Annotated in this window: 9 protein-coding genes; 2 read left to right on the forward strand and 7 right to left on the reverse strand. The window is 68.9% G+C overall.

The genetic code is table 11. The annotated features are described in order from the left end of the window. Positions 1 to 11 precede the first annotated feature (11 nt). Positions 12 to 1,853, forward strand: a complete 1,842-nt coding sequence (gene ilvD, locus ACIHA7_RS35475; RefSeq protein ID WP_397295788.1) for a dihydroxy-acid dehydratase — start codon at positions 12 to 14, stop codon at positions 1,851 to 1,853. A 376-nt stretch (positions 1,854 to 2,229) separates the two neighbouring features. On the opposite strand, the gene ACIHA7_RS35480 is transcribed toward ilvD, so the two are convergent. Further along, entirely contained in the window at positions 2,230 to 3,087 is an 858-nt protein-coding gene (locus ACIHA7_RS35480; protein WP_397295790.1) for a DoxX family protein, read from the reverse strand. A gap of 151 nt (positions 3,088 to 3,238) precedes the next feature. Here ACIHA7_RS35480 and ACIHA7_RS35485 point away from each other — a divergent pair, with 151 nt between their 5' ends. Beyond that, positions 3,239 to 4,342, forward strand: a complete 1,104-nt coding sequence (locus ACIHA7_RS35485; protein ID WP_397295792.1) for a PQQ-dependent sugar dehydrogenase — start codon at positions 3,239 to 3,241, stop codon at positions 4,340 to 4,342. A 64-nt stretch (positions 4,343 to 4,406) separates the two neighbouring features. Here ACIHA7_RS35485 and gatB read toward each other — a convergent pair whose 3' ends face one another. The 6 genes from gatB to ACIHA7_RS35515 all read right to left on the reverse strand — a co-directional run bounded on the left by gatB (position 4,407) and on the right by ACIHA7_RS35515 (position 11,792). Then, positions 4,407 to 5,912: an Asp-tRNA(Asn)/Glu-tRNA(Gln) amidotransferase subunit GatB gene (gene gatB, locus ACIHA7_RS35490; RefSeq protein WP_397295793.1), complete on the reverse strand. Its 1,506-nt coding sequence runs from the start codon at positions 5,910 to 5,912 to the stop codon at positions 4,407 to 4,409. Positions 5,913 to 5,965: 53 nt separating this feature from the next. Next, on the reverse strand, positions 5,966 to 7,351 hold the full coding sequence (locus ACIHA7_RS35495; protein WP_397295795.1) for an alpha/beta hydrolase family protein: 1,386 nt from the start codon (positions 7,349 to 7,351) through the stop codon (positions 5,966 to 5,968). Beyond that, positions 7,333 to 8,502, reverse strand: coding sequence for an MAB_1171c family putative transporter (locus ACIHA7_RS35500; protein ID WP_397295797.1), 1,170 nt, complete (start codon positions 8,500 to 8,502; stop codon positions 7,333 to 7,335). The genes ACIHA7_RS35495 and ACIHA7_RS35500 overlap by 19 nt, the downstream gene beginning before the upstream one ends. 82 nt (positions 8,503 to 8,584) lie before the next feature. Continuing rightward, positions 8,585 to 9,028, reverse strand: a complete 444-nt coding sequence (locus ACIHA7_RS35505; RefSeq protein ID WP_397295799.1) for a hypothetical protein — start codon at positions 9,026 to 9,028, stop codon at positions 8,585 to 8,587. A 77-nt stretch (positions 9,029 to 9,105) separates the two neighbouring features. Then, positions 9,106 to 10,140 carry an ATP-dependent 6-phosphofructokinase gene (locus tag ACIHA7_RS35510; RefSeq protein ID WP_397295800.1) on the reverse strand — a complete coding sequence of 345 codons (1,035 nt, stop codon included), beginning with the start codon at positions 10,138 to 10,140 and terminating at the stop codon, positions 9,106 to 9,108. A 104-nt stretch (positions 10,141 to 10,244) separates the two neighbouring features. Continuing rightward, complete coding sequence (locus ACIHA7_RS35515; protein ID WP_397295802.1) at positions 10,245 to 11,792, reverse strand: protein kinase; 1,548 nt, start codon at positions 11,790 to 11,792, stop codon at positions 10,245 to 10,247. Positions 11,793 to 11,897: the final 105 nt, after the last annotated feature.

Consider the following 11,897-nt stretch of genomic DNA (forward strand, 5'->3'; position numbering starts at 1 on the left):
GAGGACCATCAATGCCACCGCTTCGTTCACGCACCACCACCATCGGCCGCAATGCCGCAGGCGCCCGCGCACTCTGGCGCGCCACCGGCATGACCGACTCCGACTTCGGCAAGCCGATCGTCGCCATCTCGAACTCGTACACCCAGTTCGTGCCGGGCCACGTGCACTTGAAGAACGTCGGTGACATCGTCGCCGACGCGGTGCGCGCCGCGGGTGGTGTGCCGCGCGAGTTCCACACCATCGCCGTCGACGACGGCATCGCGATGGGTCACGGCGGGATGCTCTACTCGCTGCCGTCGCGCGAGATCATCGCCGACTCCGTGGAATACATGGTGAACGCGCACACCGCCGACGCGCTGGTGTGTATCTCCAACTGCGACAAGATCACCCCCGGCATGCTGAATGCCGCTATGCGACTGAACATTCCGACGGTGTTCGTCTCCGGCGGGCCGATGGAGGCCGGTAAGGCCGTGGTCGTCGGCGGTGTCGCGCAGGCGCCGACCGACCTGATCACCGCGATCTCGGCGAGCGCGAATCAGGCTGTGTCCGAAGAGGGTTTGAGCGAGGTCGAGCGGTCCGCCTGCCCGACGTGCGGCTCCTGCTCGGGCATGTTCACCGCGAACTCGATGAACTGTCTCACCGAGGCGCTGGGACTCGCGTTGCCGGGCAACGGTTCCACGCTGGCCACCCACGCCGCGCGCCGGGCGCTGTTCGAGCGCGCGGGCACCGTGGTCGTCGACATCGCCAACCGCTGGTACCGCGAGGACGACGCGTCGGTGCTGCCCCGTAATGTCGCCAACGCCAAGGCTTTCCGCAATGCGATGGCGCTCGACGTGGCAATGGGCGGGTCGACCAATACGGTTCTGCACACCCTCGCCGCCGCGCAGGAAGGCGAGATCGACTTCGATCTGCACACCATCGAGGAGACCAGCCGCCGGGTGCCGACCCTGTCGAAGGTGTCGCCGAACTCCGATTACCACATGGAGGACGTGCACCGGGCCGGTGGCATCCCCGCCATCCTCGGCGAGCTGCGCCGCGCAGGCCTGCTGGAGACCGACGTGAGCACCGTGCACACGCGCAGCTTCGACGAGTGGCTCGACACCTGGGATATCCGCTCCGGCAAGGCCTCCGAGGAGGCGATCGAGTTGTTCCACGCCGCGCCGGGCGGGGTGCGCACGGTCGAGCCGTTCTCCACCGAGAACCGCTGGTCCTCGCTCGACACTGATGCCGCCGGTGGTTGCATTCGCGATTTCGAGCACGCCTACACCCGCGAGGGCGGGCTGGTCGTGTTGCGCGGCAACATCGCTCCCGACGGCGCCGTGCTCAAGACCGCGGGCATCGACGAGGAGCTGTTCACCTTCCAGGGGCCAGCGCTCGTCGTGGAATCCCAGGAGGAAGCCGTGTCGGCCATCCTCAATAAGCAGATCAAGCCGGGTGACGTGCTCGTTGTCCGCTACGAGGGTCCGGCGGGCGGGCCGGGCATGCAGGAAATGTTGCACCCCACCGCCTTCCTGAAGGGCGCCGGTCTGGGCAAGCAGTGCGCGCTGATCACCGACGGCCGCTTCTCCGGTGGCACCTCGGGCCTGTCCATCGGCCACATCTCCCCCGAGGCGGCCAGCGGCGGCACCATCGGCCTCATCGAAAACGGCGACCAGATCCGCATCGACGTCAGCACCCGTGCCCTCGAGGTCCTCGTCGACGACGCCGTCCTCGCCGAACGCCGCGCCAAAATGGAAGCCTCCGAACGCCCCTGGCAACCTGTCAACCGCGACCGCCCCGTCACCACCGCCCTGCGCGCCTACGCCGCCCTCGCCACCTCGGCCGACAAGGGTGCGGTCCGCTACGTGCCGTAGTGGTCGCGGTTCGCCCAATCAGCTGACCAGCCAACCCAAGCCGCACTTTTCACAGGGCACCTATCCGTCGTCAGCCGCCGCCACGTCCCGTTCGACGCGCCCAACCACCCACACCTAGCGCCGAACGGGACATCACGGCGCCCCCACACGACACTCGCCGCCACCACGTCCCATTCCACCCCTCAGGTAGCGCCGAGCGGGACATGACGGCACCCCTACTCAACATTCGCCGCCACCGTGTCCCACTCGAACCCCACTCAGCGGCACACGGGACATGGCGGCACGCCCACTCGACACCTGGCGCAACCGCGTCCTGTTCGGTAGCGCACGACAAGACTGCGCCCCTCGGAAGTCCGAGGGACGCAGGGGGTTTGGGTTAGTCGAAGGGGCCGATGCCGGTCAAGGGGTTGCCGCCGTGCAGGTACCAGTAGGTGAGGGCGGCGGCGGCTACGGCCAGCAGCAGGACTACGAAGGAGCCGGCGAAGGGGCGAGTGGCCCAGCCGCGGTTACGGTCGAGAGCCCAGCGGCCGGGGCCGGTGAGGATGATGACTGCGGATACACCGGCGAGGATGCTTTCCATTTCGACGCCGGTAGGGACGGAGGCCTTGTATTGGAAGCCGGGGATCATGCCTTGCTTCCAGGCCCAGGCGTCGAGGATGACAGCGAGGACGGCGCCTGCGGCGAGCGGGGTGGCGAAGCCGAGGACCAAAAGTGCACCGCCTCCGACTTCGCCGATGGTGACCAGGATGGCCGACACGGTCGGGTGGTCCCAGCCGCCTTTCTCCATCATGTCGCGGGTGCCGTCGAGGCCAGGGCCGTGGAACCAGCCGGTCAGCTTCTGCAGGCCGTGGTAGATGAAGGTGCCGCCGACGATCAGGCGCAGCAGGAACAGGCCGAAATCCAGGGTGCCGCGGCGGTTCTCGCCGTTGCGGCGGCGCAGCCTGCCGGTGTCGGTCGGCGCGTTCGCTGCGGGCGGGATGCTGGCGTAGGCATAGGCGGGCGGCGCGTCCGGCGCGGTGCCGCCTGCGCCGACCGACGGAACATCGGGGTCGAGGCCGAGCTCGTCGTCGGTGCGCGGCACGTCCTTGGACAACCGGGGGAACTGCTCGGTCGGCGAATCGAACGGACTGCTGACGCCTCGACCGGTGGACGACACCGCCGACTGCTCGGCCGAGGACGGCGCGGAACGCTGGGCCGCCGAGGGGTCGGATGTGTCTTTCGGCTTCTCGGTCACGGCCAATACCCTATGCTGCGCCGCCCAACAGCGGGCACCAAACACTATTGGCGTGTCAGTTCCCGACAAAATACAGGTCTGCGGCCAGAATTCGGGGGCGCACCGGACCCGGGAGCGGCGGTGTCGGACGGTTTTCCGTAACGTCTGAGCTATGAGGTTGGTTGTCGTGGGTCGCGTTGCGGCGAGCGTGATGCTCGGGTCCGTGCTGGTGTCCGGCTGCGCGCGGTTCGATGATTCGGCGTCGAGCCCGTTCACGCCGGAGCCGACGCTGCACGGAGCGAACATCGACCCGAAGAAACCGGGACAGGAGCAGACGTCGACGACGCGGCCCAGCGGGCCGTGCATCGACCCGGACCCCGCCGTCGTGGCCACCTGCCTGGACACCACGGGCGGACTGGTCGCGCTCGGCGACGGCGCACTGGTCGCCGAGCGGCGCACCGGGCGCATCCTGAAGGTCGCGCCGGAAACGCCGCCGAGCGAGTACGCGCGGGTGGAGGTGGACGGCTCCAGCGACGGCGGTCTCAGCGACCTCGTACTCTCCCCGACGTTCCGGGAAGACGGCCTGATCTACGCCTACATCACCACGCCCAGCGACAACCGGGTAGTCCGCATCGCCCAGGGCGGCGGCCCACCGAAGGACATCCTGACCGGAATCCCCAAGGGCGCCACCGGAAATCACGGCGCCATCGATTTCGTCACCCCCACCCAGATGCTGGTGCTGACCGGTGACGCGGGCAACCCGGGCGCCGCGAACTCGCCGTCCTCGCTGGCGGGCAAGCTGCTGCGCGTCAACTCCCCCGCGCCGGGCGCCACGGCGGAGATCGCGGTGTCCGGCATCGGGATCGCCGGCGATATCTGCCGGGACAGCAAGGACAGCGTCTGGATCACCGATCGCACCCCCGTCGAGGACCGGTTGCAGCGGCTCGGCGGCGACGGCGCGGTCACCACCGCGTGGACCTGGCCGGACCGCCCCGGCGTCGCGGGCTGCGCCGCCGCGACCGACGGCGTCGCGATCGCGCTGACCAAGGCCAAGGCGCTCGCCATCGCGGCGGCCGACGCCAACACCCACGAGGTCACCTCGGCGCCGACGCTGATCGCGCAGGACAAGTACGGGCAGCTCGGCGGCGCGACCGTCGGTGTGGACGGCGCCATCTGGGTGGGCACCGTCAACAAGACCGACGGCCAGCCCGGCCCGAACGACGATCGGGTAGTACGCATTCCGCCGCCGCAGGCCGGTGGGAACGGACCGGACTAACCCCTCCGGCGAACGGTAAACGGGCCGACTTCACGGAGTCGGCCCGTTTCGTTGCGAAGGTGGTTCAGCTGCAGGCCGCCAGCACGAGCTCACGCACACGCGCCGCATCGGCTTGCCCGCGAGTCGCTTTCATCACGTCGCCGACGATCTTGCCCGCGGCCTGAACCTTGCCGGAGCGGATCTTCTCGGCGATATCCGGGTTCGCCGCGAGCGCCTTCTCCACCTCGGCCTGCAGAGCGCTGTCGTCGCTGACCATGCCGAGCCCCTTGGACTCGACGATCTGGGCGGGTTCGCCCTCGCCGGCCAGCACGAAGTCGACGACCTGCTTGGCGACCTTGTTGTTCACCGTCTTGGCCTCGACCAGGTTGATCACCTCGGCGACCTGGGTGGGGGTGATCGGCAGGTCCTCCAGCGCGACCTCGCGCTCCTTGGCCTTCTCGGTCAGGTAGGCGACCCACCAGGAGCGCGCTTCGTTGGCGGGTGCGCCAGCGTCGACGGTGGCGATGATGAGGTCGAGCGCGCCCGCGTTGACGAGGTCGCGCATCACCTCGTCGGACAGGCCCCAGTCGGACTGGATGCGGGCCCGGCGCAGCCACGGGTACTCCGGGATCGTGTCGCGCAGCCGCTCGACCCATTCCGCCTCGGGCGCAACGGGTTCCAGGTCGGGCTCGGGGAAGTAGCGGTAGTCCTCGGAGGTTTCCTTGACCCGGCCCGGCGAGGTGGTGCCGTCGGTCTCGTGGAAGTGCCTGGTCTCCTGCACGATGGTGCCGCCACCGGCCAGCACGGCGGCCTGGCGGCGCATCTCGAAGCGGACGGCGACCTCGACGCTGCGCAGCGAGTTCACGTTCTTGGTCTCGGTGCGGGTGCCGAATTCCTTGGCGCCGATCGGCATCAGCGACACGTTGGCGTCGCAGCGCAGCGAACCCTGCTCCATCTTGACGTCGGAGACGTTGAGCGACCGGAGCACCTCACGCAGCGCGGTGACGTACGCGCGGGCCACCTCGGGTGCCCGCTCCCCCGCGCCGGTGATCGGCTTGGTGACGATCTCGACCAGCGGCACACCGGCCCGGTTGTAGTCGAGCAGCGAATGGCTGGCGCCGTGGATCCGACCGGTCGCACCGCCGACGTGGGTCGACTTGCCGGTGTCTTCTTCCATGTGCGCGCGCTCGATCTCCACCCGGAAGGTGCTGCCGTCGTCGAGCAGCACGTCGAGGTAGCCGTCGGTGGCGATCGGCTCGTCGTACTGGCTGATCTGATAGTTCTTCGGCTGATCCGGGTAGAAGTAGTTCTTGCGCGCGAACCGGCCCCACGGGGTGATCGAACAGTTCAACGCGAGCCCGATCCGGATCGCCGACTCGACGGCCTTCTCGTTCACCACCGGCAGCGAGCCGGGCAGACCGAGGCACACCGGGCACACCTGGGTGTTCGGGCCCGCACCGAATTCGGTCGGGCACCCGCAGAACATCTTGGTCGCGGTGGACAGCTCGACGTGGACCTCCATGCCGAGCACCGGCTCGAACCGGGCAATGACATCGGAGTAGTCCATCAAGTCGAGTGTGGGTGTACTCATGGCTGACATTCTATGTAAGCCTTCGCGCGACAACGCACGGGCTCACACCACGCCTACTTCGGTTGGACCCGCTGCGTCAACCAGCCGGTGACGTAGTTGAGCACCTCCGGCGAGACGGTCGTCTCGATCTCGCTGTACTCGTCGGGACGCCCGGTCTCGGTGGGTTGCATCAGGTGGTTGAGGCCGGGGAACACATGGACGGTCGCATCGGGGTTGGCGGCGAGGGCGGCTCGCATCGCGGGCTCGCTCTGGCTCGGCGGCACCTGCAGGTCCTTCTCGCCGAAGAACGCGAGCACCGGAACGCGCAGCGCCGACAACGCCGGAGCCGGGTCGTAGGCGACCAGCGCGGCCAGGTACGGCGTGATCCCGGCGGTGACCTCGGATTCCGGGGCACGCTGTTCGGCGGGCTTGGCCTCGTTCTGCTTGCGCACCAAGTCCTTTGCCCCCGCCAGGTCGCCAGCTTTCAACAGTGCCGCCAGCTCGGCGGTTTCCCGGACCTGTTTGTCGACGGCGTCGGCGGGTGCGCCGGTCGCGGTGGTGATCAGCCGGGTTTGCTCGACGAGCACGTCGGCGCCCGAGACGCCAGGTCCGGCCATCAGGATGACGAAGGCGACACCGCTGTCCGGCCGCGCGGCGACCATCGGCGCCAGGTAGCCGCCTTCGCTGTGCCCGAACAAACCGACGCGGGCCGGATCGATGTCCGGGCGACCGCGCAGGAAGCCGACGCCTGCCGCGGCGTCATTGGACAGGTCGGTGTAGTTCGCGTCGTCCAGCTTGCCGCCGGTACCGCCGACGCCGCGGTCGTCGACCCGGAGGACGGCGTACCCCGCCCTGGTCAACGTGTCCGCGATCAGCAGGAAAGGCTTGTGGCCGAGCAGTTCTTCGTCGCGGTCCTGTGGTCCGCTGCCGGTGATCAACAGGACCGCGGGGAACGGTCCGGTGCCCTCCGGCTTGGTCAGGGTGCCCGCAATCGTGAGGTCACCGTTGCGGTAGGTGACGTCTTCGGCCCGGTACGGGAACGGCGGCTTCGGCTCCTGCGGGCGGACCGGCGGTGGCAGTTTGCCGCGGTCAAGCACGAGCCGGAACGTCTCGCCGCCCTGGCGGAAATCGCCGGTGATCTGATCGGCGTCTTTTTCGTACTTGCCATCGAACTTCGGGTCGCCCGGGACATCCGCGATCGCGAAGGACACCGCGTTCCGATCGCTCGTGACATCCTTCAGCTCCACCGCCTTGACCCCCTGCGTCGGGATGTCGATGGTGGCGGTGCCCTTGTCGGTGAACGTCACGCCGATCTGGGTCGGCCGCCCCGGCACCTCGATCGCGCCGTGCCAGTCGCCCGTTGTCGGTTCGGGTGGATTCGAGTCCGATCCCGATGAGCAGCCTGCAACCAACACCGCAATTACGAACAGTGCCAATGCGATCAGTCGCCCAGTGCGCATGTCCCAACAGTACCGACCGGCGGTGACACCTTCGGCGTGGCGCGGGCCGACGACCAGACCCGCGCCAAGTCCAGCAGCTGCCGCAGTTCGGTGTCGAAATCCTGGGCGGGCGGAAAGGGTTGCTGCACAAGGCCTGTGTTGGATGGCGTGGCTCCGGCTTGCCGTGCACCGGCCGCCTGCGCGAGGCGGTGCGCGTAGTCCCGCAGCTGCGGCTCCGATACGTCCTGGCGAGGCGCCGGAGACCCGGTGTGCGTGGGAGGCAGGTACGGTCCGAGATGCAGTAGCGCGTCACGTATCTCGACGGTCATCCGTAAGAGACGGGCGGTCGTGTCGCGCCGGGTCAGCCCGTCACCGGCGGGGAACATCACGATCTCCGGCACGGCCGCGGTGACGTCGCGCCACAGCGGACGCAGGCGACGGCAGATCCGTCCGTCCCGATCCACACCGGCGAATTCCAGCAGATGCCCGACCACCGGACCTGCGACGAGTGCGGTGGCGAGGACGGCCGCGAAGGTGAAGGCGATCTCCGCCCGGCCGACCGGTGAATACCCCACCTCCCACCCCAGGACCGTTTCGCCGACCATGAGCACCAGCGCCACATAGGTGGGCACATAGGCCAGCAGCATGAGCGAACCGACTACCTTCGCAAGCGGTCTCCGGTTTTCCCGGCGTAGTTCTCGAAGAGCCAAACGGGTCTGCACCAGGGTTGCCGCCGCCACGGGAGTGCCCTGTGCGGCCCAGACGACGAGCCCACCCCAGTTGGGGTTCGGGTCGGGCAGTCGTTCGGCACCAGCGGCGGCCGGCCCGGCGATCAGGGTCAGCACCGCCGCTACCACGCCGACCGCACTGTAGATCCGCTGCCGCCGCCAGGCCACCGCCGGGTCGGCACCGGGTTCCCACAATCGTGCGAGCCCGTAGAGGTGCATGACGAACATGACGATGCAGCCCAGCGCGAGCTGGTTCGCCACACTGCCGATGCTCGTGGTCTGCGTGCAGCGAAACAACACCAAGCCGCTCAGCCCCCACAGGAGCGACCGATTGACCAGCTGGTCGGAGATCGTATTCCTGGTGAAAAGCAGCCTGCCCACGCCGACGATGGCGACATAGCCGATCACCGGCCACGCGATCAGCCCGGAGATCGGCGACGTCAACACTGCCCCTTACTGACCGACCAGTCCGTCGGGGGCGGAGTCTACCTATCGGGTCCGTACGGCGTCGACCGTTCGGAACGCGTCACTCCCCGCGCGCGTAGCGGACCGAGGCGGCGACGGCGTCCATGTCCAGGTTCAGGCTCGGGTCGCGATCCTGGGCTTCGCGGAACTCGAGCATGACGTCGTCGAAGGTGCTCCGGCGCGCGGACGTGATCAGCGACTGGCGGACGTAGTCGCTGAGGGGCAGGCCGGTGGCGTAGGCGCGGCGACCGAAGATGCCGAGGGCATCGGCGGGCAGGTCGTAGACGTCGATGAGGGCGACGGCGGCCGCATCGATCTCCGGAATGAGCTCGCGGCCTTCGGACTCCAGGAACTCCACGACCGTGTCGTCCGCGATGCGCTTGCGGGCCAGCGCGATGAGCTCCTCGCGCACATAACCCAGCAGCGGCAGTCCGGCGGCGTCGGCCCGACGCCGCAGCACGGCGACGTCGGCGTCCGGCAGGTCGTTCACGTGTAAGTCGGCCATGCCCGCCAGCGTAACCCGGCGGCCGCTACCGCACCGCCGAGCATCCGCTGATCGGCTGTGCGCCCGGCGAATTCGGGTCAGCCGAAGAACGCTTCGGCCTCGCGATAACGCTCGTCCGGCACCCGCTTGAGCTGCTTGGTGGCCTCGGCCAGCGGCACGAGCTCGATGGTGCTGCCGTGCAACGCCACCATCTGCCCGAACTGCCCGGCGTGCACGGCCTCGGCGGCGTGCAGGCCGAATCGCGTGGCCAGCACCCGGTCGTACGGGGTGGGGCTGCCGCCGCGCTGCACGTGGCCGAGCACCGTGGTGCGGACCTCCTTGCCGATGCGGCGTTCGATCTCCGCGCCGAGCTGCTGAGCGACACCGGTGAACCGTTCGTGCCCGAATTCGTCGATACCGCCCGCCCGCAAGGCGAAACCGGACTCCTCGGCGGGGTGCGAGCCTTCGGCGACGACGCAGATGAAGTGCTTGTCACCGCGCTGGAAGCGGCGCTTGATCATGGCGCACACCTCGTCCACGTCGAAGGGCACCTCGGGCACCAGGGTCAGGTGTGCGCCCGCCGCCATGCCCGCGTTGACCGCGATCCAGCCCGCGTGCCGCCCCATTACCTCGACCAGCATCACGCGCTGGTGCGACTCCGCGGTGGTGTGCAGCCGGTCGATCGCCTCGCTGGCGATGCTCAGCGCGGTGTCGTGGCCGAAGGTGACGTCGGTGCAGTCGATGTCGTTGTCGATGGTCTTCGGGACGCCGACGACCGGCACCCCTTCGTCGGCCAGCCAGCTGGCCGCGGTGAGCGTGCCCTCGCCGCCGATCGGGATGAGCGCGTCGATGCCGTTGTCGTCCAGGGTCCGTTTGATCCGGCCGAGCCCGGCGCGCAGCACGTCGGGATTGGTGCGGGCGGTGCCGAGGATGGTGCCGCCCTTGGTGAGCAGCCGGTCGGTGCGGTCGTCATTGTGGATCTGGATCTTGCGATCCTCCAATAGACCGCGCCAGCCATCCTCGAACCCGACGATCGCGTCTCCGTAACGTCCGTTCGCGGTGCGAACGACAGCACGGATGACCGCGTTCAGTCCGGGGCAGTCTCCGCCTCCGGTCAAGACTCCGATGCGCATGGCCGCTATCTTGCCCCGCCCGGCCCGGTTCGGCAGGCCGACCCCCGGGTTGGTCGGATAACGGTGATCATTCCAGGACAGTGGGCCAACCTCTTTCGCGAAACTCAGTAGATGTAGACGATCGCGTTTTCCCCGCCGGTGCAGGTGACCAGGCCGTCGCGGGTGACGCATTCCATGGTGAAGTGCTGCTGCCGGGGCGGGCTGAACGCGGTCACCTGGCGGGTGCCCGCGGCATCGGATCCCTCGCCGTAGGCCTTGCGGAGCTCCTCGGCGAACTCGCACGAGGTGACCTCGGTGCCGATCGCCGAGTAGAGGAAACGGCCGGCCGGCGGGTATTTCGTCTCGCAGCCCCGCGCGGTGGCCGGAACCGGAGCGAGCGTCACGGACGCGGGGCCGAAACCGAAGGAACCTCGACCCAGCCAGCCGACGACACCGGCCAGCGCGAGCACGACGAGGAGCGCGCCGACCACCGGCAGCCATCGACGCCGTGACCGGCGCTTGCGCGGCGGCGCGGCTTTCGCCGGGGCCACCACGGGTTTCGGGCCGGTATCCACGTCGGTGCTCGGCGGAAGGACTCGATGTGGTTCGCGCAGCACGACTTCGCCGCGCGGGCCCTGCCCCGGGTTCGGTGCAGGCCGGATGATCCGGTCGGCACCGAGTCGGCCGTTGACCGGCGGCCGCGCGATCGCGTCCGTCGGCACGGCGTTCGCACTCCGCTGTTCGGGGCCGACGTTCGGAAACACCACGGTGGGAGGCGCTTTCGGCAATACGGCGCCCATCTGGTCGGTCGGCAACTCGGTGACCGCGACGACCGGCCGTCCGGTGAGCGCCGACTTCGCCGCCGACGCCAGCCCGCCCGCGGTCGAGTACCGGTCCGTCGGCCGCTTGGCCATCCCCCGCGCGATCACCTCGTCCAAGGCGGCGGGCACCCCCGCCCGGACCGCACTCGGACGCGGCGGCGGCATCGAGAGATGTGAGTGGATCAGCACACTCATCGCCTCGGCCCGGAACGGTGTTGTGCCGGTGAGGCATTCGTAGAGCACGCAGGCCAGCGAGTAGACGTCGGCGGTGCCGGTGACCGGACCGTTCTCGAAGCGTTCCGGCGAGATGTAGCTGTAGGAACCGACCGCGGCCTCGCCGGTGCCGGTCATGTTGGGGTCGTTGGCGGACCTGGCGATGCCGAAATCGGCCAGATAGGCGAAGTCCGAGGCGGTGACGAGAATGTTGGCCGGCTTGACATCCCGGTGCACCAGCCCCTCCGCGTGCGCGGCGTCCAGCGCGGCGGCGATCTGCTCGATGATGTTGATCGCGCGTGCCGGCGTCAGCGGTCCTTCACCGCGCAGCACCGAGCGCAGATCATGGCCGCGCACCAGCCGCATGTCGATGTAGAGCACGCCGTCGATCTCGCCCCAGTCGTGGATCGGGATGACGTGCGGCTCGGCCACCCGCGCGGCCGCCTGCGATTCCCGGCGGAACCGCTGCTGGAACATCGGATCTTGCGCGAGCTCGGTCGGCAACAGCTTGACCGCGACGACCCGGTCCTTCACCGTGTCGTAGGCCTCGTACACCTCGCCCATGCCCCCGCGGCCAAGCAGCGAGCGCAGCTCGTAAGGACCGAATCGAGTCCCGATTCTGGCCCGCGGTCCGTCCACCCGTCACCTCCACCTCACATGCGCGCCCGGCGCACCGCAGGCCGGCGGCCTACATCCGATACGTCGGGATTTTCCGGGGTTGCCGTTACCCGGTCGAGCTCGGCT

Source organism: Nocardia sp. NPDC052316 (assembly GCF_044547795.1).
Classification (GTDB): Bacteria; Actinomycetota; Actinomycetes; order Mycobacteriales; family Mycobacteriaceae; genus Nocardia.

Bases quoted from the DNA above. Each gene is read 5' to 3' on its own strand.
- ilvD (WP_397295788.1), top strand. From the start codon at position 12: ATGCCACCGCTTCGTTCACGCACCACCACCATCGGCCGCAATGCCGCA.
- ACIHA7_RS35495 (WP_397295795.1), bottom strand. From the start codon at position 7,351: ATGCGCACTGGGCGACTGATCGCATTGGCACTGTTCGTAATTGCGGTG.
- ACIHA7_RS35510 (WP_397295800.1), bottom strand. From the start codon at position 10,140: ATGCGCATCGGAGTCTTGACCGGAGGCGGAGACTGCCCCGGACTGAAC.
- ACIHA7_RS35505 (WP_397295799.1), bottom strand. From the start codon at position 9,028: ATGGCCGACTTACACGTGAACGACCTGCCGGACGCCGACGTCGCCGTG.
- gatB (WP_397295793.1), bottom strand. From the start codon at position 5,912: ATGAGTACACCCACACTCGACTTGATGGACTACTCCGATGTCATTGCC.
- ACIHA7_RS35485 (WP_397295792.1), top strand. From the start codon at position 3,239: ATGAGGTTGGTTGTCGTGGGTCGCGTTGCGGCGAGCGTGATGCTCGGG.